At 41.4% G+C, this 26138-nt stretch carries 25 protein-coding genes; 2 read left to right on the top strand and 23 right to left on the bottom strand.

What is annotated here, in order from left to right; all coding sequences use genetic code 11:
- Positions 1 to 6: 6 nt before the first annotated feature.
- From A4H00_RS12475 to malQ, 6 genes are all read right to left on the bottom strand, one after another.
- The gene (locus tag A4H00_RS12475; protein WP_423219709.1) at positions 7 to 120 is read right to left on the bottom strand and encodes a TQQ cross-linked RaS-RiPP peptide; all 114 of its coding nucleotides are present in this window, start codon (positions 118 to 120) and stop codon (positions 7 to 9) included.
- Between the two features lie 491 nt (positions 121 to 611).
- Positions 612 to 1229 carry a hypothetical protein gene (locus A4H00_RS06235; protein ID WP_067088241.1) on the bottom strand — a complete coding sequence of 206 codons (618 nt, stop codon included), beginning with the start codon at positions 1227 to 1229 and terminating at the stop codon, positions 612 to 614.
- A gap of 339 nt (positions 1230 to 1568) precedes the next feature.
- Positions 1569 to 3740, bottom strand: a complete 2172-nt coding sequence (locus tag A4H00_RS06230) for a PTS transporter subunit IIBC (protein WP_067091525.1) — start codon at positions 3738 to 3740, stop codon at positions 1569 to 1571.
- 11 nt (positions 3741 to 3751) lie between these two features.
- Positions 3752 to 4543, bottom strand: a complete 792-nt coding sequence (locus tag A4H00_RS06225; RefSeq protein WP_067088239.1) for an endonuclease/exonuclease/phosphatase family protein — start codon at positions 4541 to 4543, stop codon at positions 3752 to 3754.
- 118 nt (positions 4544 to 4661) lie between these two features.
- Positions 4662 to 6926, bottom strand: a complete 2265-nt coding sequence (gene glgP, locus A4H00_RS06220) for a glycogen/starch/alpha-glucan family phosphorylase (protein WP_067088238.1) — start codon at positions 6924 to 6926, stop codon at positions 4662 to 4664.
- Positions 6919 to 8427, bottom strand: a complete 1509-nt coding sequence (malQ, locus tag A4H00_RS06215; RefSeq protein ID WP_067088235.1) for a 4-alpha-glucanotransferase — start codon at positions 8425 to 8427, stop codon at positions 6919 to 6921. Before malQ ends, glgP begins: the two co-directional genes overlap by 8 nt.
- Before the next feature lie 174 nt (positions 8428 to 8601).
- Between malQ and A4H00_RS06210 the strand changes: the two genes are divergently transcribed.
- On the top strand, positions 8602 to 9309 hold the full coding sequence (locus A4H00_RS06210) for a GntR family transcriptional regulator (protein WP_067088233.1): 708 nt from the start codon (positions 8602 to 8604) through the stop codon (positions 9307 to 9309).
- Positions 9310 to 9745: 436 nt separating this feature from the next.
- Here A4H00_RS06210 and A4H00_RS06205 read toward each other — a convergent pair whose 3' ends face one another.
- The 14 genes from A4H00_RS06205 to A4H00_RS06140 form a co-directional block, all read right to left on the bottom strand.
- Complete coding sequence (locus A4H00_RS06205) at positions 9746 to 10156, bottom strand: peptide deformylase (RefSeq protein ID WP_067088231.1); 411 nt, start codon at positions 10154 to 10156, stop codon at positions 9746 to 9748.
- A 16-nt stretch (positions 10157 to 10172) separates the two neighbouring features.
- Positions 10173 to 10874 (bottom strand): DUF5694 domain-containing protein, encoded by a 702-nt coding sequence (locus A4H00_RS06200; RefSeq protein WP_067088229.1) that lies wholly within the window; start codon positions 10872 to 10874, stop codon positions 10173 to 10175.
- A gap of 39 nt (positions 10875 to 10913) precedes the next feature.
- Positions 10914 to 12017 carry a nucleotidyltransferase gene (locus A4H00_RS06195; RefSeq protein WP_067088227.1) on the bottom strand — a complete coding sequence of 368 codons (1104 nt, stop codon included), beginning with the start codon at positions 12015 to 12017 and terminating at the stop codon, positions 10914 to 10916.
- Positions 12014 to 12748, bottom strand: a complete 735-nt coding sequence (locus A4H00_RS06190; RefSeq protein ID WP_067088225.1) for a class I SAM-dependent DNA methyltransferase — start codon at positions 12746 to 12748, stop codon at positions 12014 to 12016. Before A4H00_RS06190 ends, A4H00_RS06195 begins: the two co-directional genes overlap by 4 nt.
- Before the next feature lie 142 nt (positions 12749 to 12890).
- Positions 12891 to 13241 (bottom strand): ribosome silencing factor, encoded by a 351-nt coding sequence (rsfS, locus tag A4H00_RS06185; RefSeq protein ID WP_067088224.1) that lies wholly within the window; start codon positions 13239 to 13241, stop codon positions 12891 to 12893.
- Positions 13242 to 13263: 22 nt separating this feature from the next.
- The gene (yqeK, locus tag A4H00_RS06180) at positions 13264 to 13848 is read right to left on the bottom strand and encodes a bis(5'-nucleosyl)-tetraphosphatase (symmetrical) YqeK (RefSeq protein WP_067088222.1); all 585 of its coding nucleotides are present in this window, start codon (positions 13846 to 13848) and stop codon (positions 13264 to 13266) included.
- The gene (locus A4H00_RS06175; protein WP_067088221.1) at positions 13845 to 14477 is read right to left on the bottom strand and encodes a nicotinate-nucleotide adenylyltransferase; all 633 of its coding nucleotides are present in this window, start codon (positions 14475 to 14477) and stop codon (positions 13845 to 13847) included. The genes yqeK and A4H00_RS06175 overlap by 4 nt, the downstream gene beginning before the upstream one ends.
- 42 nt (positions 14478 to 14519) lie before the next feature.
- A complete protein-coding gene (yhbY, locus tag A4H00_RS06170; protein ID WP_067088219.1) occupies positions 14520 to 14831 on the bottom strand; it encodes a ribosome assembly RNA-binding protein YhbY in 312 nt (103 codons plus the stop codon).
- An 18-nt stretch (positions 14832 to 14849) separates the two neighbouring features.
- A complete protein-coding gene (gene yqeH, locus A4H00_RS06165; protein WP_067088217.1) occupies positions 14850 to 15956 on the bottom strand; it encodes a ribosome biogenesis GTPase YqeH in 1107 nt (368 codons plus the stop codon).
- The gene (locus tag A4H00_RS06160) at positions 15957 to 16496 is read right to left on the bottom strand and encodes a YqeG family HAD IIIA-type phosphatase (RefSeq protein ID WP_067088215.1); all 540 of its coding nucleotides are present in this window, start codon (positions 16494 to 16496) and stop codon (positions 15957 to 15959) included.
- 187 nt (positions 16497 to 16683) lie between these two features.
- Positions 16684 to 17310, bottom strand: a complete 627-nt coding sequence (locus tag A4H00_RS06155) for a copper homeostasis protein CutC (RefSeq protein ID WP_067088213.1) — start codon at positions 17308 to 17310, stop codon at positions 16684 to 16686.
- Between the two features lie 63 nt (positions 17311 to 17373).
- Positions 17374 to 18297, bottom strand: coding sequence for a DMT family transporter (locus A4H00_RS06150; RefSeq protein ID WP_067088211.1), 924 nt, complete (start codon positions 18295 to 18297; stop codon positions 17374 to 17376).
- A 124-nt stretch (positions 18298 to 18421) separates the two neighbouring features.
- A complete protein-coding gene (gene galT / locus A4H00_RS06145; RefSeq protein ID WP_067088209.1) occupies positions 18422 to 19912 on the bottom strand; it encodes a UDP-glucose--hexose-1-phosphate uridylyltransferase in 1491 nt (496 codons plus the stop codon).
- 12 nt (positions 19913 to 19924) lie between these two features.
- Positions 19925 to 21097, bottom strand: coding sequence for a galactokinase (locus A4H00_RS06140; protein WP_067088207.1), 1173 nt, complete (start codon positions 21095 to 21097; stop codon positions 19925 to 19927).
- A gap of 156 nt (positions 21098 to 21253) precedes the next feature.
- Here A4H00_RS06140 and A4H00_RS06135 point away from each other — a divergent pair, with 156 nt between their 5' ends.
- Positions 21254 to 22255 carry a LacI family DNA-binding transcriptional regulator gene (locus A4H00_RS06135; RefSeq protein WP_067088205.1) on the top strand — a complete coding sequence of 334 codons (1002 nt, stop codon included), beginning with the start codon at positions 21254 to 21256 and terminating at the stop codon, positions 22253 to 22255.
- 70 nt (positions 22256 to 22325) lie between these two features.
- Here the strand turns inward: A4H00_RS06135 and A4H00_RS06130 are convergent, their stop codons facing one another.
- The 3 genes from A4H00_RS06130 to A4H00_RS06120 form a co-directional block, all read right to left on the bottom strand.
- Positions 22326 to 23330, bottom strand: coding sequence for a winged helix-turn-helix domain-containing protein (locus tag A4H00_RS06130; RefSeq protein WP_067088202.1), 1005 nt, complete (start codon positions 23328 to 23330; stop codon positions 22326 to 22328).
- Position 23331: 1 nt separating this feature from the next.
- Positions 23332 to 24933, bottom strand: a complete 1602-nt coding sequence (locus A4H00_RS06125; protein WP_067088200.1) for an ATP-binding cassette domain-containing protein — start codon at positions 24931 to 24933, stop codon at positions 23332 to 23334.
- Positions 24934 to 25387: 454 nt separating this feature from the next.
- Positions 25388 to 26128: a MerR family transcriptional regulator gene (locus A4H00_RS06120; RefSeq protein ID WP_067088198.1), complete on the bottom strand. Its 741-nt coding sequence runs from the start codon at positions 26126 to 26128 to the stop codon at positions 25388 to 25390.
- Positions 26129 to 26138: the final 10 nt, after the last annotated feature.

Raw genomic sequence — 26138 nt, 5'->3', positions numbered from 1 at the left:
TAGCTATTAAATTAATCGACCTTTTGTCTGTTGAGTTCTCTTTGTTCCACATCCACTTAAAGGAACACTTTTAATATTCAACAGTTTTGACGATAAGGTTTTTAGATTCAATTTTGCCATAAAATGCTCTTCTTCTAATTAAGCTCATAATGATAAACTCATGTATGTTATAATTATATCGTAGCACATTTATTTTTGTCAATATGTATTTTTGTTTGTTTAATAAAAAAGAAATGAAAATTGAATTTCCGCCATAGTCCGTGTAAAAAAGAATGTGATTCTTTTCTGCCTTTTAACTAACACGAGCTAGGAACGGGGCATAATAAAAACCGAACCAAGGGAGAGCTCTACGCTTAAAATCCCCCTTGACTCGGTCTTATGCTATTGTACGCAATGACAGAATTTATAGTATCAAACTCTTTTTGGCCTTGACTCGTAACTGTCCACTTTCTAAGAACCTATATTCATAAGCGAAGTAATTCTAATCGGGAGCTTATTTTACGATCATCAAGGCGTTTTTTGAAGGAATACTGACTGTATTTCGAAAAAAAGCAACGATGAGTAGCGAAAAATAAGCCCTAAATAGAGTTGCTGAACGGTGAATATAGGTTCTAATACATACTCTTAATGATTTCAACCCGAGTGACCAAATCCCCATGCATATTGTCCACACGGAGCGCTACATTTTTCAAGTAAACACAGGAACCAATGGCAATTGTTTTTTCGTCTTCGTTTAACTTCCGAACAACAAAATCACGGAGTGTTTCTCCTTTTTCACCAGGAATTTTCACACGGGCAAGGATGTTGGCTACTTGTACTTTTTGACTAGCCCGCATCACGATATTATTCGAATCATCAAACTGAATAAAGAGATATTTCCGTACAGCAAATAAAATCGCTACCGAAACCATGCCAATGAGGTAATCAACACTCGAAGCATGTTCGACAATCAACTGACGAGCAATCGCAACCAACAGCACCTCAATCACCGTACGAGGCGATTGCTTACACAGCATCTTGATAAATTCGACTCCAACTGCGAGTGTAATCGTCCGATCTAAAAATTCCTGCAAAAAATTCTCTCCTTGGACCCCATTTGGAATAGCAGATACCAAATCTCCTAAGAGCAAGAGCGACAAAATCAAGAGTGCCACCGCCAAAATAGCAGACAAGATTAACTCTAAATAATAAACAACCTCTGTCACAACATTCTGTAAAAATTTTCTCATAAGCCCTCATTTTTAGATACATCTATCCAAGCATTGCGATTGTTTTAACAACTACTTTCCTTTATGACAACGGGATTTCACTGTGCACCTACATTTATTTTATCCTATCATGATTTGAAAAAAAATACAACCGATTAAACCGAGAGTTTGTAAAAAAGTTAACCATCCTACCCACTTTTTCTGTACTATTCCATTAAAAGCAATCTGAGGAGTATTGCTTTAGAAACGATAAAAGAAAAACGAAGCTGGCACATAAGTTCTCAGCTTCATTTTATATTAGCAATACGCATCACCTATTGCCCGGAGAGGCATATCTATAATGGAGAAAACAGACTGTTTTTATAATTCTACTTGCGCAAGAACAGTATCTTTACTTACCATTCCAAGATTTTGCAAGTGAACCGTTTTAATCTCAGCTGTATTAGTGAACGCAACAACAATTGTTGTTTCACGTTCTGCTGATTTAATTGCTTCAAGGTCTGCGACAAGAAGCAAGTCCCCTGCTTCCACACGTTGACCGTCTGATACCTTAATAGAGAACGGTGCACCGTTTAAGGCAACTGTATCTAGTCCAACGTGAACTAACACTTCCAAACCGCTATCTGTCAAGAGACCTACAGCATGCTTAGTTGGAAAGACACTGGTGACAAGACCAGAAACAGGAGCATAGACATTTCCATTTGCAGGATCGACTGCATAGCCATCACCCATCATTTTTTGAGCAAATACTGGGTCATGTACCTCGGTAATGGCCATTGCTTGACCATCTGCCACGGCACGTACTTCAGCAGTAATGCCTTTGAAACGATCCACAACAACCGTTTCTTCTGTAACGGTTATGCTTGTCTTTGGAATTTCTAATCCAGAATCTAGTAAATCTTGAATGTCAGATTTTAAGACATCAGCTTTTGGTCCGTAGACTGCTTGTACACCTGAGCCCTTGATAATCAAGCCCATAGCCCCTGCCTGTTTCCATGCAGCCTCTTCGCCGACTTTTTCAACATGATTGACCGTAACACGTAAGCGAGTCATACAAGCATCTACATCAGCGATATTTTCACGACCGCCTAAAAGGTTGATAATTTGCACAACCTGCGAATTGCCATCTGCAACCCCAGCGTTGCCAGAGACAGGCGTATCTTCGACTGTTTCAGTATCATAGTTTCCATTCCGACCAGCTGTTGCTAGGTTCATCTTTTTAATCATGAAATCTGCGATAAAGTACATGAGTACTGCAAAGAGGGCAGATACCCAGATAAAGTTCACAACATCAAGGCCAATACCGGCTTTAAGAGCCATTGGGGTCCGTGTCAAGAACTCGATATTTCCGAATGAATGCATACGCAAATGCACAATATCAGCCATCGCAAATGCTGCTCCTTGAATGACTGCATAGATGGCGTAAAGCGGCATTGCAGCAAACATGAACATGTATTCAATTGGCTCTGTTACACCTGTCAAGAAGACTGCAAGAGCAGACGATACAAACATCCCTTTGTATTTAGATTTTTTATCTGGATCGACATTGCGGTACATCGCAAGGGTCAAGCCCATCAAGATACCGGTTGAGCCAATCATTTGACCCACTTTGAAACGAGCTGGTGTAACCGTTGCTAGAAGATCGTTATACTGGCTGGTATTTCCTGCACCTTTGAGGTTAATCAAGTCGGTAATCCAAGCTAACCAAAGTGGATCTTGTCCAAATACTTGTTGACCTGCTTGAGCACCTGTCATGATTTCATAAGTTCCACCGAGTGAAGTGTAGTTCATTGGAATGGTCAACATATGGTGCAAACCAAATGGTAACAAGAGACGTTCCAAGGTTCCGTAAATAAATGGTGCTAAGACTGGTGCTGTAGCTTGTGAATTAGCAATCCATTTTCCGAAGCTATTGATTCCTGTTTGAACTAGAGGCCAAAAGACTGCTAGAACAAGAGCTACTAAGATTGAGCGATAAATCACGACAAATGGTACAAACCGTTTCCCGTTAAAGAAGGTCAAAGCGTCTGGTAATTTCCGGTAATTGTAGTATTTGTTAAAAGCTGTCGCTCCAACAAAACCAGCGATAATTCCGACAAAGACACCCATGTTCAAGGCTGGTTGACCAAGAACATTGACAAAGTAGTTGGCAACAGGAATTTGTGTTCCAAAAACAGTGCTAACATGCGCTTCTGCATCTGATAGCATCCCCACAGTGACGCCGAAGAAATTCCCGGTAATCAAGTTAATCAAGATAAAGGCAAGCCCTGCCGAGAAAGCTCCTCCCGCACGTTCTTTTGCCCAACTACCACCAATCGCAAGAGCAAACAAGAGGTGAAGATTCCCAATGATTCCCCAACCGATTTGAGCAATAATATTGCCAATACGTGCCAAGAGCTCCGAATCTGCACTCAACAAAGGCAAAGAATTTCCGATACTCACCATTAAACCTGCAGCAGGCATAACGGCAATCACGACCATTAAACATTTTCCGAATTTTTGCCAAAATTCAAAACTGAGAAATTTTTTCATTTCTGATTCTCCTAACATTTTACATGCACTTCTAGACCAAAATGGTCTGAGACAACAGCTTCATTTTCTCCATTAAATATAACTTGGCTCGATTGCACTTCGCATTCTTGGTTCAAAAAGATGTAGTCAATTCGCTTTTGTGCCCCATGACCACTCCATCCATCAATAGCCTTTGATACCGTAATTCCTGCATCCTTTTCTTTGGCCAGTTCATAAGTATCCAATAGACCTACCTGTTTGATTGCTGCATAATCAGCTGGCGCAGAAATCGCATCCGTATTAAAGTCTCCCAACAGAATCTTTAAGCGTGAATGGCTGGAACGATCCACAATCGCCCGTAGATTATCAAGCATCTTTTCTTCTTGACAATCCGGCAGGTTCATGTGGCAAGAATAGCAATCAATCAATTGCCCCTGATAGGAGACAGTTACGCCGACAATCTTTCGCGATAAAATCGACTGCACTGTCTGATGATGGGTACAATAGAATGAATCGACATCATAGACAGGTAACTTGGTGAGGAAGGCAATTCCCTCATCGTACTTGTCATAGCCAATATGCGAGTTACTCCAAAACAAGGAGTACTGCTCCTTGCTCAGCTGATTGATTTTTTCAACCAAGAGCAAGCCATAATTATCATCTTTTAAGTCTTTGGTCACTGGGGTTGCCGACATTAATTGGTTAACCTCTTGAAGGGCCACCACGTCATACTGTCTTTCGGCAATCGTCCGTGCCAAGGTATCTATTTTCTCTACCTGATCGTCCTCCAACCAGGCATGAACATTTAGTGTTAGTAACTTCATATCAACTGTTCTATTCCTCCTTTTCTCTATTTCTCCATGCCAAGGCATTGGCGTTTTTAGTTGGAGACTGAACGGCTTACAGCCTGCTCCATTTCTAAACAATGATAAAGAAAGAGGATTAGTAGCTATGCCAGATATCTTCGTTATACTGCTCAATCGTGCGGTCTGATGAGAAGAAGCCTGCTTTTGCAATATTATGAATCACTTTTTTGTTCCACGTATCTTGGTCTTCGTAGTCTGCCAAGACCCGCTCTTTGACAGTGATATACTCTTTCAAGTCAATCAGGGTCATGAACCAGTCCTTGTTCATGAGTTCATGATAGAGACGCCATAAGCGCTCGCCATTTCCAAGCCGCACCAAATCCTCACTCACAATAAAGTCAACCGCGCGTTTGATGTCATCATCATTGGCATAATATTCATGTGACACGTAGCCGCCGTTTTCATACAAGTTGATAATCGTATCCGAATCTTTCCCGAATGTGTAAATATTTTCACGACCAGCAAGCTCTGCAATCTCAACGTTGGCACCGTCCATCGTTCCCAAGGTAAGAGCACCATTTAGCATGAATTTCATATTTCCTGTACCAGATGCTTCTTTAGAGGCTAGGGAAATTTGTTCTGAAATATCTGTCGCAGGAATCAATTTTTCCGCAACGGTAACATTATAGTTTTCTACCAAATGAACATTGAGGTAAGGACTGACTTCTGGATCATTGTTGACCAATTCTGACAAGCAGAGAATGAGGTGAATAATATCTTGAGCGATAATATAAGCAGGTGCAGCCTTTCCACCAAAGATCACGGTTATCTTGCGTTTTGGCAGGTTGCCATTTTTAATTTCCAAGTATTTATGAATCACATAAAGGGCATTCATCTGCTGGCGTTTGTATTCATGGAATCGCTTGATTTGCGTATCGATAATCGAATGTTCATCCAAATTTATCCCCTTGTTCTCTTTTAGGTAGCGTTTGAGGGCCAATTTATTTTGGAATTTAATATCCGCTAATTTCGCATGAACTGCCTTATCATCTGCATAAACAAGTAATTTTTCAAGCTCTGTCGCATTTTCAAGATAGCCGTCACCGATCAATTCCTTGATATAGTCTGCCAAGTCTTGATTGGCAAATTCCAACCAGCGGCGGAAGGTGATACCGTTTGTTTTATTATTAAATTTCTCTGGATAGAGGTCATAAAAGACTTTTAGCTCCGCATTTTTCAAGATTTCCGTATGGAGTGCTGCGACCCCATTGACAGAATTTGAAAAATGAATATCCATATGTGCCATGTGAACTCGACCCATTTCATCAATGATTTGAACCGCAGGGTCTTGATAGCTAGATCGCACCATAGCATCTAATTCTTTGATAATCGCAACCAGGTGTGGCACCACTTCTTCTAGGAAATCAAGTGGCCATTTTTCCAAAGCCTCCGCCAAAATGGTATGGTTGGTATAGCCTGTCATATGACGCACAATCTCAACCGCTTCTGCAAAGTCAAGACCATGTTGTTCCGTCAAGAGACGAATCAATTCTGGAATCACCATTGAAGGGTGAGTGTCGTTGATTTGCACATAGGCATACTCTGCCAAGTCATGAAGGTTGCTACCACGCTCAAGAGCTTCATCAATCAAGAGTTGCGCTGCATTTGACACCATAAAATACTGCTGGTAGATGCGGAGCAATTCCCCGTTTTTATCTGAATCATCTGGGTAAAGGAAGAGGGTCAAGTTTTCTTTAATATTGGTCTTATCAAAGGCAATACCGTCTTCAATCAAGTTATAGTTGACCGCTTCTATGTCAAATAAGTTGAGGTAGTTTTTGGTCTCTTTCTTGTACCCCAAGATATCCAACCGATCCAACTTAGAGGTCAAGGTAAAATCTTTAAATGGCACTTGATAGCTGATAGCTGTCGGAATCAACCAAGACGGATCTTCAATCCAAAAATTTGGCTCTGCTTTCTGCTCATTGTGCTGTAAGACCTGCTTGAAAAGACCACAATGGTAATTGAGTCCCACTCCCTCACCATTGATAGCAAGCGTCGACATTGAATCGACAAAACACGATGCCAAACGGCCAAGTCCACCATTTCCAAGTGACGGTTCTGGCTCAACATCTTCTACCTGACTGAGTGATTTCCCAGCTGCAGCCAGCTCATTTTGAATCTCCTTATAAACACCTAGGTTAATCAAATTGTTAGACAAGAGTTTTCCGATGAGAAACTCGGCTGAGATATAGTAAACTTTGCGCTTCCCTGTGTTTTTCGTCTTCGCTTCAGCTGCTTCTTTTACATAGTGCAATAATTGAAAATAAATTTCTTCGTTTGTTAATTCGGCTAGTTTTTTGGCTGTATTTGCTTCTGCAAATGCTGTAAAATTAGTCATTTTGTTCATTTCCTCGTTGATATAATGTTGTCATTTTCACTAAAAAGTCTTTCTTAGCTTGAGTTAAATCTTCTGCTTTCATCCGCCATTGCCAGTTCCCGCCAATCGTAGATGGTCTGTTCATACGCGATGAGGCTGGAAGATCTAAAATATCCTGCATGGTAGCAATCACCGTATCACTCACTGTCGCAAATAAAACGCGGAGCATGGCCTGAGTGACCGGCTCAATTGGTTTGCGGTTGCTGTAGTCATCGACATACTCTTGCTGTTCCACTGTCAGGTTGTTGTACCATCCATTGATGACCTCATTGTCATGCGTACCGGTATAAGATACGGAGTTTGGAATGCAACGGTGCGGACTATCTATGCTCTTTCCTTCTACATCTTCTAGTCCAAATTGCAAGATTTTCATTCCAGGATAACCGCAGTCATTCAAGAGTTTTCTTGCTTTCGCATCAATATTTCCCAAATCTTCTGCAATGATCGGCAAATCTCCTAAGGCTTCTTTTACTGCCTTAAAAAGTGTGTAACCTGGACCTGGCTCCCATGTCCCAACTTTGGCAACGGCTGCATCTCCTGCTACTTGCCAAAAATCAGAGAAACCTTTGAAATGGTCAATGCGTAAGACATCGTAGAGTTTGAAACTCTCGTGGATTCGATAAATCCACCAACTAAAACCTGTCTTTTCATGCTCTGACCAATCATAGAGTGGATTGCCCCACAACTGACCGTCTGCGCTAAAGTTATCCGCAGGAACCCCCGCCACATAAAGGGGCTTGCGCTCTTGGTCTAGCTTGAAAAGCTGGGGCTTGGTCCAGACTTCAACACTGTCTGCTGAAACATAGATGGGCATATCCCCAATAATTTTAATGTGCTTTTGATTGGCGTAGGCCTTCAAATCCTTCCATTGGCTAAAGAAGAAATACTGCGTCACCTTAAAATAGGTGATTTGATCTGCTAGCTCTTGACGGTAAGCTTCCAGTGTTTCTTCATTACGAGCGAGCACTTTCTTATCCTCCCACTCCTGAAGAGCCTTGTTCCCAAAATGTTCTTTAATGGCCATAAATTCTGCATAGTCATTTAACCATGACGAATTAGCCTTTTCAAATTCTCTAAATACTGCACTGTTTTTGTCTTGGGCTAGAAAACCCTTGACAGCCATTTCCAAAATAGGACGGCGTGTGGTAAATAATTGGGCATAGTCAATCACTTCTGGATCATCTCCAAAGTGGACTGCTTCATAATCTTTTACCTGCAAACAACCAGCTTCTACCAACAAGTCAAAATCAATCAAATTGGTATTTCCTGCAATTGCAGAGAAAGATTGATAAGGAGAATCCCCGTAGCTAGTCGTTGTCAAAGGGAGGATTTGCCAGTAGGTTTGCTTGGTGTCTGCCAAGAAATCTACAAAATCATAGGCTTCTTTTCCAAATGTTCCAATCCCAAATTTTCCTGGTAGGGAGGTAATGTGCATTAAAACACCACTTGTACGATTTGTCATATTCGAATTCCTTTCTGTTCCCTTATGGTTTTATTGTAACGCAAACGTTTGCGTTTGTCAATGCCTTTTCCGTAATAGTTTAAATTTATACGGAAACCCTAACTATTAACAATACTTATACGGTTCCCTTTGGCGAGATTTATGGTATACTAGGAGAACAGAGGAGGGGCAAAAATGAGGAAATATCTTAGAGTCTACGACGATATCAAAAGACAGATTACAACAGGCTTATTGCCTGCAAATCATGAATTACCAAGCGAAAATGAACTGATGGAGCGCTATCAGTTCTCAAAAGATACGATTCGCAAGGCCTTGGCCCTTCTTGAGCGAGATGGGTATATCCGCAAGCAACAAGGTCGGAATTCCCTTGTTCTTGAACCTTCCTTGAACAAGCCCCAATCTCTCACTACCATTTTAACAATGGGAGAACTCAATCATCCTCAGACCCACGATGTCCAGACCAAACTGACGAATCTTTATATTATACAAGGGGATCCAATTTTAATGGAAACCTTTCAAGTAGATGACAGTGTCGATTTTTACCGTGTGGGACGTACTCGGACTATTAACGGCGAATGTGTCGAATACGAAATTTCCTATTTTGACCGCCGTATCGTTCCTTATTTGAACCGAGCTATTGCAGAGGATTCGATTTATCATTATTTGGAACAAGAGCTAGGACTTACGATCAGTTACTCTGAGCGAGAAATCTCCTTCCGCTATGCCAATGATGAAGAAAAAGCTGCTCTTGACTTGGGCGATTATGACATGGTGGTTGTAGTGACCAGTACCACCTATCTTGAAAATGGCCAAGCCTTTCAATATGGTAGCATCAGCTATCGCCCCGATAAAATTACCTTTACATCAACTGCCAAGCGGTAGAATATTAGGACAGCCTATCGTCTGATGAAACCAATAAAACAATCGTTTCCCAAATGCTAGCAGCTATTTCTTTGAAAAGACACTTTCCTAGTGGCAAAATGTGGGATTTTCCATATAAAACAGCTTCCCTTTTTGTCAGAGTCCCGTTTTCCAAGGTGGAATCCCCTTCCTAGAAGCATAGTCAGAATTATTTCCATTTGAAATGACTTCCCTAAAAGCTAGACACGAACGTTTGGCTGCGAAATGGATTCCTTAGAAATAAGTCCCAAATAGTTTTATCTGAAACAGCTTCCCTAGAAGCTTAGCGAGATTGTTTTCAGTCAAAATCGTTTCCCCAGTAGCTAGAGTGGCTGGCTCTTGGGAGATAGGGAATAGCAACAAATCATCTTGACTTTAAAGAAAAAGAACTGGATGTTATCATTCCAGTTCTTTTTCTTTAAATAATAATCCCCTCTAAATGATCCAGCTCATGTTGAACAATCTGAGCTGTAAAGCCTGTTAGAGTCAGCCGTTTCGCCTGCCAATTTTGGTCAAAAAAGGAAACTTCGATTTCTTCATAACGCTTGGTCGTGCGTACTCCTTCTAAAGACAGGCAACTCTCCTCTGTTTGATAGGGTCGCCTAACAGCTTCCAAAACTGGATTGTACATCACAAGATTGGTAAAACCCATATTAACAATGATAATCCGCTTGCGAACCCCAATCATATTAGCAGCCATACCAACACAGGCATCTTGATGTGCCAACAAGGTATCCTGTAAATCCTGTCCAATTGCCAAATCTGCTTTTGTTGCAGGCTCTGACGGAACCTGTAAAAAGAGGATATCTTTCATAATCGGTCGAATCATCTTGAACTCCTTTGGTTTATAGATAGTCATTCACATCGACTAACTCTACTTGCTGGCTGTCTGCTAACATCTGTTCCAATATCCCTTTATGAGAAGCTCCAATTAGAATCAAGACCCGATCATCTACTGCTTGCTGTTCAAACAGCTTGGAAAAAATCATCAGATTCCGCTGATACCACCAGATCAGCCAACCAATACCAACTTCTCGTCCAGGTCTTCCCACTCGCGCTACGTTGGTATAATAAGCCTGCGCAGCTGCTACAAATTGCGGTGAATTATAGAAGCGAAGATTTGCAGCAATCCCTTTATCCAAATCTGTCTGTTCTAAGATATAACGTTCCAGTTCTGCCTGCAAGGCTGGCTGATTGACTAGTTCATCCATAATATCGCCAAAACCATACAAGCCCTGTCCCTCCTCCATCCAATCAATCGCAACAAGCTCTGCTTGACTGGCCTTAGCTAGGGGAAAGGCCAACTGAACAATTTCATTCGTGGAAGTAACCTGACCTGACCGCCAATTCGCAAAATACTGCAACAGTTGGTCTTGGTGCTTGCTTTCCCATTCCACACAGATTTTCGTTGGCTGAAAGGCCTTGAATTTTTCTACAAGCTCTGCAAACTCCGTGCCAAAATCATGAATACGCTCAGTATCTTGCAAATGATGAACATCTGCCTGGCTTTCCATATGAAACGTCCCTACAACCATTACTTTGACCATTGTCTTATCTCCTTTTCCTTTTTTAAAAAAAGTATAAAACTATTGCAAGGAATTGTCAATCCGTATCGGTACTCGGCCAACATTCTGCTCGACAAGCTGAGGATTACCCAGTTGGTAAATCCGATCTGCCTGCTGGGTAAGGGGGTCCCACGCTTCTTTTCCAATTCGGCTAATCAGTGCAACTTCTTGCTTGATACTAGCTAAGTGCTTGCGCCCCTTTTCCGTAAAGCCTAACAAGTGGATGGCTTGGGGAAGGGGCTTTTCCTGTGCCTGGATCAAGATGTAGGTCAACAGTCGTCGAACCCGTGCCTTGGTATAACGCTTGGTCGCAATCTGCTCGACCAATTCTTCCATTGAAGTAGCCAACTTTATCGATTCTCTGATTCGACTGGTCATTTCTTGATTGACTTGGTAAATACTCGTCAAATCTGGATTGGAGAGAATTTGATAGCGGAGATAGTGAAAATAATCCTCCCATGACACATGGGGAGCTTGCCCTAGTAAATCTCCACTTGGACTAAAAGTGGCTATAAAGTCTGCATCATCAATTCGATGTCTCAAAGCTGTAGCTGAAGCAAATTCCAAATGTGAGGCAAGCGAATGAAATCCAGCTCCTTCTCGTTTAATCGGACACAATGCAATCCCTTTGCCTGCTACTGCCTTCGCATAGGCTAGAGCAAGGACATGGTTGGGAGTATTGCCTGAAAAGCTCAAACCTGCAAAGGTTTCCCACATGGCTTGTGTTTTTTCAGGATAACTGAGTCGATCAGGTAAATTGGCTAGAAAATCAGCCATTTCAGCACTTTTTAACTCGTAGAGCTCTGCTATTTTCCCATAATCCAACATTTCTTCCGTCCCAAAGGAAAGCTGAGTCACTCCCAAACGAGCTAAGATATCCACCGCTCCTTGGGCAAAAAAATCTGCTGCCTGCACACTGACTAAAAACGGCAATTCAACGACTAAATCTGCACCGTTCTCCAACGCCATCTGCGCTCTTGCCCACTTATCTACAATAGCAGGCTCCCCCCGTTGGGTAAAATTTCCACTCATGGCAACAACTTTCAATCCTTCGGCCTTAGAAAGTAGATAGGCATGTCCATTATGAAAGGGATTGAACTCTGCAACAATGCCGGTCACTATCATTTTTCTGCCACAAAGAACCAGCGAGCACTGGTCTCTATTGGCTCCTTGTCCTCAAAGTCAGCATAGACCTTAACCTGTTTAAAACCAGCCTGCTCCAGTAACACATCATAGGTCAATAACTCATAGGTCCGCTCTTCATGAATCTCATCTACCCGGCTGAAACGACCATCTTCTTCCTGAACAAAGAAGGTCAGTTCATGCACAATCGAGTGCGGGGGCTCATCCGCATAGGTATCCCAAACAAAGGCAAAATCTTCCGCATTTTCATGATAGCTATAACCTGGAAAAACCTCGTCCATTTGGTAGGTCGAATGGACATCAAAGAGAAAGCGCCCCCCTTCATTTAGATGGTCATAAACCTCTTGAAAGACCTGACCAACCTCGACCTCATCAGCCATATAGCAAATCGAATCTGAATAGCAGGTCACCATATCAAAGCTAGCAAGACCGGACAAGTCCAGCATATTGCCTTCTAAAAAGGGGATCTCCATTCCAGCTACTTGGCTACGTTTTTTAGCCAACTCAAGCATTTCTCGGCTCAAATCAAGACCTGTTACATCAAAGCCAGCTTCTTTGAAGCGGATGGATTGAATGCCTGTTCCACAAGCCAATTCAAGGAGTTTTGTCTTGCCTTTCGGAAAATGTCTCAAACTAAAATCCGTCCATTTGTCATACAGACTATCATCCATAATGGCATCATAGACTGAGGCAAAGGTTTCATAAGTCGCCATATTCTTCCTTTCTTTTCTTGAAAAACTCAGTCGGCTCCCAACTGAGTTTTTCATATTTATTTCAGCTTATTACGTTCTTGTCATACAGATTTTGGGATGATAAATGTTCCGGCTATCACATGAAACACTTATCAGACAAGACTTACAACCACTCGGAAATCTCAAGGTTATCCGCTTCGTGCCACAATTTTTCAAGATTGTAATGTGCACGCATTTCTTCTGAAAAGATGTGGACAACAACTCCACCTAAATCGAGTAAGACCCAGCCTCCGGCTGCATCCCCCTCTAGTTGGCTCGCTGCAAAACCAGCTTCTTTGACCTTTTCACGAATATGCTCAGCAATCGCCTCTAACTGACGGCTATTCATCGAGCTAGCAATCACAAAATAGTCTGTTACACTGGTCACGTTTGTTACATCCAGTGCGACAATTTCTTCTGCACGTTTTTCATCAGCCGCCTTGACGACCAATTCTACTAATTCTTTTTCTTTCACGTTTTACCTCATTATTGGTTATTTACTGCAAATATCCCACATAAGCATTATAGGTTGCAATCGTTTGGGGATAGATCGGAATCGCTTTTTTAGCCAAATGAGCAACCGTCTGTGCTGTCTCATAGGCAACCGCCAGATCCAAACATTCTTTGGCTAATCTTCTTGCTTCATCTACTCCGGGAAAATCACGATTTGGCTCAATGTAATCCGCTACGTAGAGAACCTTATCGAGCAAGGTCATCTGGGCTGCACCTACTGTATGTCGCTGAATTGCCTGTAAAATTTCCTGATCTTCTATTCCAAAATCATGACGAATTTTATAGGCACCAACAATCCCATGCCAGACATTATTGCCCCAGACTTTCAAGTCCTCACCCAGTTGATGCTGGTCAATCAGGTCTAAAAACACCTGATTATCAACCTCTTTGGCATAATCATGGAGAAGAGCAGCAAGACTGGCTTTTCGTTCATCACAACCATACTGACGAGCCAACTCAAGTGCTGCTTTTTCTACCCCCAAAACATGACGAAATCGTTTCTCAGACATGGCAGAGCGAATTTTTTCTAAAACCTTCTCACGGTCAAAGGATAAATCAGCTGCTATCATTTGTACAATCCTTTTTCTTCAATGTAGTCCAAAACCTCATGCGGTAGCATAAAGTTTGGCACTCGGCCTTGCTGGATGAATTGACGTACCATGCTGGAAGAAATATCCATGAGCGGCACATCTACCCAGATAATCGGATAAGAGGTCCCCGCCTTATAGCGTGGACGCTGGACACCGACAAATTGCACCAACTGAAGCAACTCATCAATCCGGTGCCACTTAGGCAAATAATCCACCATATCTGCGCCAATGATGAAATAGTAATCCGTATCTGGATTCTTTTCTTTCAAAAGCTTCATAGTGTCATAGGTATAGCTAATACCACGGCGCTCTAGCTCAATCGTTTCAATATTTAAGCCTTCGATTCCTGCAATCGCCATTTTCAGCATATTATAGCGGTGCAATTCATCAATCGTTTCTTTTTTGTCCACATGAGGTGGTAGAAACTCTGGCATCAGCAAGACCTCATCTAATTTCAACTGCTGCCGCACCTGGTCAGCCACAATTAAATGAGCATTGTGAACAGGATTGAAATTCCCGCCCAAAATACCAACTTGCTTGCGATTTGTTTCTTTTTTCTCAACCTCTAACTCAACCTTAGTAAAGGGGGTTAACAGCTCAATTGCCATCTGTACTCCTTATCCAACTCATCCATTCTTGGGAAAATCCCACTAAATTTCCCTCACTTTGATCGACAATTTTCGATTTTCTTTCTTGCTCGACTGTTTAAACAAAATCAAGGTCCGACCAATTTTCTGTACAGTATCTACTCCGATTTCTTCTTCCAAGGTTTCTGCCACATCGTGGATATTTTCATCCGTATTTTGAAGCAGAGTCACCTTAATCAGCTCTCGTCTGTCCAATGCCTGACGAACGCTGGTCTTAATTTGGTCGTTTAAACCGTATTTCCCAATTTGAATAATGGGTTTTAAACTGTGAGCTTGGCTATTTAAGAAAGCTCGTTGCTTTGATGTTAATGTCATTGTATTTCCTTTTTGTATTTATATAATTGCTTTTCGTGTAACAACTCCCACACCCTTTGGTGCCCAAGCTGCTACTTTTGCTGCACTATTGACCCGAATCCAGCCAAGACCTGAGAACACCACATCTGTCTTTTCTGTAATGGCAAACTCATGCCGTATCAACTCTGGAAAGGTTCCTAACTCTGCCTTGGTCGGCGGTACCAATAGACTTCCAGCGTGCTTTTGGTAAAACTCTGTCGCACCTCCTAATTTCGTGCGGTGAAGTTTTAATTCATTGTCAAAAAATGCGGTAAAGCCTTGTCTGTCTCCTGCGATATAGTCAAATCGCCCCAAACCAGCCAAAAATAGGGTTTGTTCAGGATTTAACTGATAGGTTTTTGGTTTAATTTCCTTACGAGGACTGGCAAATTTCAACTGCTTTGCAGATAAATAATGAGCCATTTGGTGACGATGAATAATCCCTGGTGTGTCATAGATATAGGAACCGTCATCTAACGGAATCTCAATCTTGTCTAAGGTAGTTCCTGGAAAACGTGAAGTCGTAATAACATCCTTGTCCCCTGTAATTTCCTGAATAATGGCATTGATGAGGGTTGATTTTCCGACATTGGTTACGCCGACCACGTAAACATCCCGTCCCTTACGGTAGTGTTCAATCTTATCGATCAAGTCCTTAATAGCATACTTGTTTTGAGCAGATGTCAGCAAGACATCAACAGGCCTGAGCCCTACTTCATGCGCTCGCTCTGCTAGCCATTGGGTCACTTTCCCATCTTTGACTGACTTGGGCAGAATATCTTTTTTATTACCGACTAATAAGACATCATTTCCAGAAACAAAGCGTGGTAAGCCAGGAATAACAGAACCATTGAAATCAAAAATATCAATGACATTAACCACCAAGGCATCGCTTTCCCCAACACTATGGAGCAAGATTTGAAACTCATCATCTGAGATATTGACATCTGAAATTTCATTATAGTGACGAAGACGGAAACAGCGCTGACAATAGACCTGACCTATTTCTAATCCCTTTTCCAAGGCAGATTGGGGTGTATAGCCTACCCCTTCTTTTTCCTCAGTCTGAATCAAAGCTCCACAACCAATACAATACAATTCTTCCACTTACATTTCCCTCTTATAGTCAAATGCGCCATACTTGGCAGTAATTTTCTTCATCATACGGCGTTCACGCCAGCGATTGATTTGGGTATTGATCGAATCAGTCTGAATAAGGGGACGCACCAAGACAGAGCGAATCCCAGCTCGCTTAGCTGCTCGAATATCCGTCATCAATTGATCACCAATCATAATCGCTTCTTCACGCTCGATTCCAAAACGCTTAATGGCTCGGTCAATCCCAAATGTGAACGGTTTTAAGGCAAAGGCTTCAAAGTCAATCTCAAAGCGTTCAACCGCTCGCTTTACACGTTCATATTTGTTATTTGAAACCACAACCACATGGATTCCCGCGTCTCGCAAATCATGTAGCCACTTGCGCATCTCCGGCGTTCCATCTGGATTGTTCCAGGCAATCAAGGTATTATCCAAGTCCACAAAAACTGTCCGAATATGGTATTTTTGCAAACTCTCTACTGTCACATCATAGGCTTTTTCAAGCACAAAATCTGGCATATAATTCTCAATCGTCACACTATTCTCCATCGTTTTGAGAGTGGGCTAACAAGGCTGACTGACCTTCCTTCAATTTTACCAGTCTCACTCTCTCTGTCCTTTAGCAAAAGAACTCAATCAGTTTATTTTACCACAATTTGGGGCAAATAGCGAATGGAAAAGAAAGGGAATGAAAAAGACAACCACAATCGTTTTCTTTCTCATTCCATCATTTCATTTACCAAAATAAACGAGTTCCATGAACCTGTGTGATTCCTAGCTCTTTCATCAAAGACTCGGCATTGTCCTGCGTTACGCCACTACCAATGAGAATCTCAATCCGTCCTGCCGCATGTGCAATCAAGTCTTTCAGCCATTCTGCATTATCTCCAGCTGATCCATGAATACCACCACGCGTTAAAATGCGGGTAAAACCATGCTCTATCAACCAATCCAGAGCTTCAAACTGCCGTTTGCGCGGAATCAAGTCAAAAGCCATGTGAAAGACCGTTTCCTGATTTCCAGCTTCTTCCATTAGCTGATCTAAAAAGTCTTCATCAAGCCAGTTATCCTCTGTCAGAGCACCAAAAACCAGACCATCTGAAGCCAGCTCCTTAGCAATTCTAGCATCTTTCAGCATGATGGATTTTTCTACCGCATCATAGCAAAAATCACCACCACGTGGACGAATCATGGTCATAACGGTCGCCCCTTGTTCATGTGCCAATTGACAAACCAGCTCTATCACTCCATAGCTAGGGGTTGTACCACCTACTGCTAAATTATCACACAATTCAATCCGTCCTGCTCCTAAGGCAATCGCACGCGCAACTTGCACATGATTCTCTGCACAAAATTCTTTCATCGTAGCCCTCTGTTATGTAAACCTTCTCTTTTAGTATACCACAAAAAAGAGTAAGTGACTCACCTACTCCTTTGTTTGTGCTATTCCTATTTTGCGTGCCATTAGTATATCTTTTACAGAGATGAGCAACACTGCTACTAGAATCAGAAACATCCCAATCATATCACTGGTATAAAAAGTCTCATTTAGTAACCATACTGCAAAGAAGACAGAAGCAAGTGGTTCAATCGAAGCGAGCAAACTACCATTTACTTGACCAACCATGCTCACGCCTTTTAAAAAGGCTGTGTAGGCAAAAACAGTTCCAACGCCGACAATACCTACTAATCCCCAAAAAATCTCACCTGTAAAGGGCATGCTATGCTGCCAAGGTTGAAATAACAATCCCATTTCAAGCGAACCGAGTAACATAGAAACGCCAATGACAACTAAACTACCATATTGTTTGATAATGCTCGTCGGTAAAATAATATATAGCGCATAGGTTACTGCAGAAAACAAGCCCCAAAACAAACCTTGCGGGGTCAAGGCTAGACTAGTTATCTGACCATGCGTTGCGATGAGAAAAGTACCACCAATCGCTAAAATAATCGCTAGAATCTCAATCATCGTTGGCTTTTGACCTTGCTTTACACAGACATATACCAAAACCAAAATGGGACAGAGATATTGTAACACCGTCGCCGTCCCAGCATTCGTATGGTAAATAGCGGTCAAGTAGGCCATTTGATTCAAAAGAAGTCCAAAAATGGAAAATAAAGCTACGCGAATCAAGGCTTTTCGGTCAGACAATAGGCTCTTTAACTGCTGCGGATTTTTATAGCTAGCTAGGATCAGTAGCAGAACACCAGAAACAACTAAACGTAAAGCAGTTAGGGCCTCAACAGTTACTCCTCTTGCCATCACAAACTGCCCACTCACTCCCGACAAGCCCCAAGCAATGCCAGCGATCAAGGTCAACAGCGTTCCTTTCATCTTCTCATTCATACCCTATCTCTCCTCTGTTTCAACGTCACTCTATTGTAACATAAAGGGAAGCGAGAAAGAACTCAAAGCTGTCAAAAAGAGACCAGACAGTTTGCCTAGCCCCTTGCTTTATGATTGACATATACTAGATATTCTCATCCGCCAAACCAACATAATCTGCAAAGCGTAGAAAAGCTGCCTGTCCTTCTGGCGTGCGTTTGTAGACACCTGCATCTTCTAAGACCCTACAAAAAACTTGACCAACCGCTTCTTGGACAACTTGGGTTGCTTGTTCTGATGACTGGACGTGGTTTTGTGATTTTAATTTATCTGCCCATTCTTGATGATAAGCTGCAACTTGGTCGACCTCGCCTAGCAAATAGTCTACAACTTCTTGCAATTCTTTTTTGAGACGTGGGGGTAAAATCGCTAGTCCCATCACCTCAATCAGACCAATATTTTCTTTTTTAATATGCTGAACATCTGGATGTGGATGATAGATGCCGTCTGGAAATGCTGCTGAGGTCTGATTATCCCGCAAGACTAAATCCAACTCAAAGCAATCCCCTTTTCTGCGCGCAATTGGTGTAATGGTATGATGTAGCTCGCCGTTTGAAGAAGCAAGAATCTGTACCGCCTCATCAGAGTAGCTCCGCCATTTTTCTAAAATCTTGCTTGCTAATGCCACCAAGCGACTCTTATCTTCACCTGACAAACGAATGACGGACATGGGCCATTTAACAATCCCAGCCACCACATCTTCAAAGTCTGCAAAGACGAGTTCTTGCCCAATTTCTGCGCAGTCCATAGCAAACCTATGCCGGCCACCTTGATAATGATTATGTGTCAAAATAGATCCACCTGCTATCGGTAAGTCGGAATTTGATCCCACAAAATACCCTGGGAATAACGCCACTAAATCTAGCAATTGTTCAAACGTTTTTGGTGTAATCGCCATGGGCACATGTTCCGTATTTAGAAAAATCGCATGTTCATTAAAATAGGCATAGGGCGAGTATTGGAAGCCCCATTTTTCCTGCCCCAAATTCAATCGAATAATCCGATGATTCGCCCGTGCAGGATGATTGACACGGCCTTGATAACCTTCATTTTCCATACAAAGAAGGCATTGGGGATAGTCTGACGTTTCAACAAGTTTAGCAGCGGCAATAGCCTTAGGATCTTTCTCAGGCTTTGATAGGTTAATGGTAATTTCCAAATCCCCATATTCTGTCGCTACCTGATAGTAGATATTCTTTGCAATCGCCCCCACCTTGATGTAGTCGTTGCGCTTACTGAGGTTATGAAAATCAGCAATAGCTTGTTCAGGATCCGTTTCATAAGAGGTCCAAAATTGCTGATTCACCTGACTAGGGCTAGGAGTCATAAAGTCCATTAACTCCGCCCCCAACATGTCCTGCTCTTCTAACAGGGCCCCGACGTGGCCATTTTTTACTGCAAGGGCAACCAACTCATCTTTCAGTTCTACAAGTGTTTCTGCATGACTATCTTGCTCTACACCTACCTCGCCCACTAGAGCCATCACACGATTTTTTAGATAGATACGGTCTAACTCCTCATAGCGACTGCTTAAAATAAGGCCATCTACGAACCTGTCCACTACACTTCTTGTCATTTTCACTTCCTATTATTTTCGAGATAAAACACGAGAGCCTGCTGCAATTTCAGCGATATAGAAACTTGGCGCATAGCCTACGATGTCTGTATAAATCTTGCCGACATTTGTCGTGAAAGCCTCCACCTTATCCTTGTCAACAATGGCAATGCCACAACCACCAAAACCTGCTCCTGTCATACGAGCACCCAACACACCTTCTTGCTGCCAAGCGGTATGAGCCAAGGTGTCTAATTCTAGACCAGTGACTTCATAATCATGCTCCAAGGATACATGAGAAGCATTGACCAAGCGACCAAATTGTTGTAAGTCACCAGCTTCTAAAGCCTGTCTAGCCTGCAAAGTCCGCTGATTTTCCCAGACAGCATGACGAGCTCGCTTCATTCGATTTTCATCTTTAATCAAGTAACTATATTCGTCAAAGGTCTGTGCATCGAGCTCACCCAAGGTTTGAATGTCTAATACCGCATTTAATTCTTCTACAGCTTTTTCACATTCTGCTCGGCGCTCATTGTACTTAGAATCTGCTAATTCCCTGCGTTTATTAGTATTCATGATGACAATCACATGATTGCCCAAATCAAGCGGTACTAATTCATAGTCAAGTGTATTTGTATCTAAATAAATGGCTCTTTGATCTGCCCCCATTCCGATTGCAAATTGATCCATGATTCCTGAATTGACACCGATAAAATGATTTTCCGTCTGTTTCCCAATCTTGACTAAGTCAAGACGAGTCAAGTCTAAGTCAAACAATTCCTCTGCTATAATCCCAATCAATAATTCCAAGGAAGCAGATGAGGATAAGCCAGATCCGTTTGGAATATTGCCATAGACAAATACATCTAGTCCTGTATCAATGCGATGACCAGCTTCTTGTAAATAGTGCAAGACTCCCTTGGCATAGTTGGCCCAGTTATCCGCCTTATCATAGACCAAATTCTCTAAATCAACCTCGATGATTCCCAATTCCTCAAAATTAGCAGAATAAAAGCGCAGAAGTTGATCGTCACGTTTGCGAGCTGCTCCATAGGTCCCCAAGGTAATCGCTGCTGGGAAGACATGACCACCATTATAGTCTGTATGCTCCCCAATTAGGTTAATCCGTCCTGGGGAGAAGAAAGTCGCATCCGCTTCCTTCTCAAAAATCTCTTTAAAAGCCTGTTGAAGCTCTACTACCTTCATTTTATATCCTCCTATTGTAACCGTTTTTATTCTATTGTAAACTGATTCTGCCTTTTTGTCAATGATTTTAGTAAATTTTACTAAATAAATTTGATTTTAGTAGCCTACTATTTTTACTAAACTATGGTATAATGGAAGGGAATTGAGGAGAAAATTATGGTTACCTTAAAAGATATTGCTCAAAAAACGAATTTATCAACTGCTACCGTTTCACGCGTTTTGAAAGAAGATACGAGTCTATCAGTTAGCCCTGATACTCGACAAAAAGTGTTTGCAATTGCCAAACAACTGGGTTACACTAAGCACCTAACAAAATCTCTTGTGGAAGGCGTGCCACGAAAAATTGGGATCCTACAATGGTATACCGAAAGTAGGGAGTTGGATGATATCTACTACTATTCTATTCGGATTAGCCTAGAACAACGCGCGCTTGAATTAGGTTATGAGATCGTTCGGTGTTTCCACGATATTGACTCCCCTCTGTTGAAAGAAGTAGACGCTCTGATTGCCGTTGGAAAATTTAGCCAGCAACAAATGAAACAATTAGCCGATTTTCACAAGCAATTGGTGTTTGTCGATTTTGATACCCTAGCAGAGGGATTTTCTTGCGTAACGACAGATTTCAATCGCTCGGTCATTCAAGTTCTTGATCACTACCTTAAACAAGGAATTACGGAAATCGGTATGATTGCAGGCCAAGAAGAGACCTACGACAAGGAACTGATTTTATTAGACCCTAGACTACGGACATTTAAACAATACCTAACTGACTGTAATCTCTATCACGAACGCTTTGTTTTTACTGGCCCATTTACCAGCCAATCTGGTTATCAGCTCATGAAGGAAGCGATTGATACCTTAAAAGAAGAGTTACCAACAGCCTTTTTCATTGCCAATGATAGCCTCGCTGTCGGTGCCCTCCGCGCCTTGCAAGAGGCTCAAGTCGCTGTACCTAATCGGGTCCAAGTCATTACCTTTAATGATACGCCCATTACCAAGCAAGTCTATCCTGCCCTGTCTAGCATCACCGTTTTCACTGAAGAAATGGGCATTCAGGCTGTGGAGCTGATAGATGCTATGCTCAAAAAGCCAAACAACTTCCACCCCCGCATGGTTAAACTGGGTACCCAATTAACCTTGAGAGATAGTAGTTTGTAAAGATTCAAGCAATCTAAAAGGCTCAAAACCAACAAGTTACTGTTGGCTTTGAGCCTTTTATTCTGTCTGATTAGCGAGTCGGAATGTCTAAGTCATTTAAAACAGCAAGTAAGGCAGACCTGATAAGGTCATGATTAACGACAAACTGTTTTGTTTCATCGTCTTTCTGGATAATATGATTGTCTACTAGAAAGTTCAATTGATAGGTTACACCAGAAGGTGAGATCGAAAAGGCTTTAGCGATTTCTTTATTGGAAGTCATTCCCTTCCCGATCACCTTTATAATCCCATATCTCGTCTGATCAGCCAATACCTTTAGTATGTTCTGCATGCTGACTTCATCTAACAAAGCCTGACGCTGTTGCTCTTCAAAATAATCATACACATGCACCCCTATTCCTAACAAAGGGTGGGGTTGTTTTAGATGAATTAAGACCTTATGACTCGAGATAAGTAAGACCAGCTGATCTTGAACCGTTTGGAATGTTTTTTCATCTAGATAATCTTTGAAAATCAGCTGATAAGATTTCTCTGTTGTCAGGTGTAATTGAGCTGTTTGGATCTTTTTCTCAAATTGAGTCTCAAGCATCCTAGCATACTCACCATACAATTGATAGAGTTTCGGTAAAATTGATAGTAGTGCCCCTCGCTTAGCCTGAAACTCCTCTTGAAGGAGAACTAAATTCCATTTAGAGGAAGCTGACCAAGCTTGACGATCTAAATCAACCAAAGTAAACCCTTTCCCTTCTTCTGAAAATTCTCTTGCTAACAACTGTAAAAATTGTTCTTGGGAGACTTGCTGTACCCCCTCCAGATAATCCGTAAAATGCCTTATTTCAGCCTGTACGGATAGAAAAAGCCACAAAATATTATAATCTTTCGTCACAAACTGTGAGAGAATCGGTTTATGACGGCTGATTTCATGAACATACTGGCGCACAAGATCCTGATAATTCTTGTCCATTATCCGATCTAAGACTGTTTCCTGCCCATTATCCCACTCTTTTATCTCATACAGCAGGCTAAAGGATTGTAAAAAATCAACAATATAACTTTTTTCTGATACTAAGGACATTTTATGCTAACCTAATTACCTTATCTATTTTTTCTCGAATATGTTCTGTCATATGATGACTTACCATAATAACCAGCCCCACATTGCCTAAAATGTATTCTTCGATTTTCTCAGCTGTTTCTCGGTCCAAATTCGCCGTTGCTTCGTCTAAGACAATACAATCTTTCGAACGCAACAGTGCTCGAGCGATTGCTAATCGTTGTCTTTGTCCACCAGACAAATTTTTCCCATTGTCTTCAATCCTATCGTCCAAAGACAAATGTTCTAAGTTCAATAATTGCAAAACTGCTAGCAACTCATTCGATTCATGTTGTCCTAACAAATCGATATTGTGCCGAATCGTATCATTGAACAAAAAGGTCGTCTGATTAACATAGGACAGGCTACTAAAAAGGGGCTGCTTTGCGACTTTCCCGTTTACTAAAACAGTTCCTGTATAATCCGTATTTTGCCCAATCAGCACTTTCAGCAAACTAGATTTTCCACAGCCACTTTCGCCCATTATAGCATATTTTTGCCCTTGACGGAACTGAAGCTCTTCTGGAAATGTCACTACCTTTCCATCATAGTCCAAACGAATATTTTCCAATTGTATAGCCTGAATCGTTTGAAGTGCAGGCTCTTCCGTTTCCTTTTGAGGCAACGGAACCTCTTTAAATGCACTGATTGAATGACAAAACCGTTTTTCTTCAAATGCAGGCTGATTCATCCTGCCAAATTTCGCCTCATATAAGGTTTGACCAGACATGAAAAATTCCTTGTCCGACAGGCATTCCATCACCGCTGAACCGAAACTTGGCAACAAGGCTGTCACTGATAAAAAAGCTCCCACTGCCACTTTCCCTTGTAATACATTGTAAGATAAGATTCCTAGCGCAACAATTGTCACAAATGAATTAATAAAGGTTAGACTAGCACTCATCAATGCTGTAAAACTATCTGCTTTTAAGACAACCTCAGCATACCGATAGGCAGCTTTACGAGATTTTTCTAAAAATACTGAAAATGCTGTATTTTCCAGATAGGTATCAAATCCCTGCAATAATTCTCTCATCTTAGCGAGATAGCCTTCTTTAGCTTCTTGCACACCTAGAATATGGGTCGAAAGTGCTCCCTGAAATAAGCTAGGAACAAAAGCCATCACAACAAAAGAAATAACGGCAATCAATGCCATACTATAATGAATCAGCCATAAAGAAATGAAGACAAATACCGTTACAGCTGCCTTTTCCACCATGGACAAATACTTACCAACCGTCAAATCTAGCACCTTATTTACATCATTGACATAAAGCGATAAACGCTCACCATGATCCTTGAGATGATACTCTTTAGCAGTCAAATGAATCAGCCATTTATCCGTTTTTTGTTTCATGTCTTGAGTCACAAAATAGGTAGCTAGCGCTTTCGCTTTCATACTCAAAAAGAAAAACAGTGCATAAAGCAGGTAAATCCCCATAACGATACAAGCATTTTTTACTAATTGATCCACGCTTTCTACAACTAGTAATGACAAGGAATAGGACATTGCTACCTCTAAAAAACTGAGCAAAATAATACTTAGAATCGCCAATCGGACACTTCGATAATGGAATAACTTCATAACTCTCTCCCTTACTTCTCTTTCATAATATGATACGGTTGAAAGCCGTAAGATAGAAAATGCTGTCTATCCATCTTACGACTTTCACATCGCATCTGCTGACTATAATCAATTAATCTTTCTCAATAATAATCTTAATTTTCCAACCTAATGTTTTCATTTAGATTCTCCTTTATATTTTGTTTCAACTGAATTAAATTTAGTTGTAATTGAATTATATGACGTTCTTTTTGCTTTGTCAATAGTTTTTATTTAATTTTTTTCAGTTTAAACAAAAAAATAGTTATTAACACAGAAAACTGGAGACCATCGCCCTTCTAAAGACTTGAATAAACTGACCCTTTTATGAGTGCAGAACTCGACTACTTAGTATTATGTTTACTATAAACGAGCCAATTTAAAAAGAACCTCTTATGTTGTCCATTAATAAGAGGTTCTTTTCATTTCAATCTTTTTATGCTTCACTTTCTTTTTGCACATAAATTTGAATGGTATCGCAGACATATTGGGCAACACCTTGCCCAAATTTGTCAATGTTGCGTTGAAATTCTGGATTACCTACATAGCCTTTGCCGATAAAAGCAAAAACTTCAAGCGAGCAATCAAAGCCATAGGTACGGATGTGGTGCAAAAGTTGACCTGCTAGTTCCTGATTTTCTTTTTCTTCAACTGTCAGTCCAGCGACTAGATTATCTGCAAATTGTTGGAAGATGGTATTAAACCCCTCCGTTACTTCTGCTTCCTGTCCTTTTTGCTTGTCCAGACTACTTTCAATCATCTCTTTGCCATATTTTTGAATGGCTTCTTCTTGATAGGCGAGGCCATCTTCGTAGCGAAAACCTACAAATTTTTCTTCTGTTGTCATGTAAATCATTCCTTTCTTTGTTTGAATCGTTTTTGCCAGGGTGTCAATAAGGGTGGTTAATCGCTTTTGCTCAGCGGTCAATAAGAGGAATTGCTCCTCTAGTTGAGCAAGATTATCTGTGTCGTTTCCCAAGAGCTCCTTGATATTCTTGAGTGGAAATCTCAGATATCTATAGAAGAGAATCTGCTGTAATTGTGCAAGATTTTCTTCTGTATAGTAGCGATAGCCATTTTCTGCCTTCCGTGGGCAGAGAAGCCCAATACGATCATAGTGGTGCAGCGTTCGGATGGAAACGCCTGAAAGTTGCGCAACTTCTTTAACTAAATACATATCTTCCTCC

This window comes from Streptococcus marmotae (assembly GCF_001623565.1).
In the GTDB taxonomy this organism is placed as follows: Bacteria; Bacillota; Bacilli; order Lactobacillales; family Streptococcaceae; genus Streptococcus; species Streptococcus marmotae.
The sequence above is the reverse complement of the archived record's forward strand: the minus strand, read 5'-3'. Positions and strand labels throughout refer to the sequence as shown.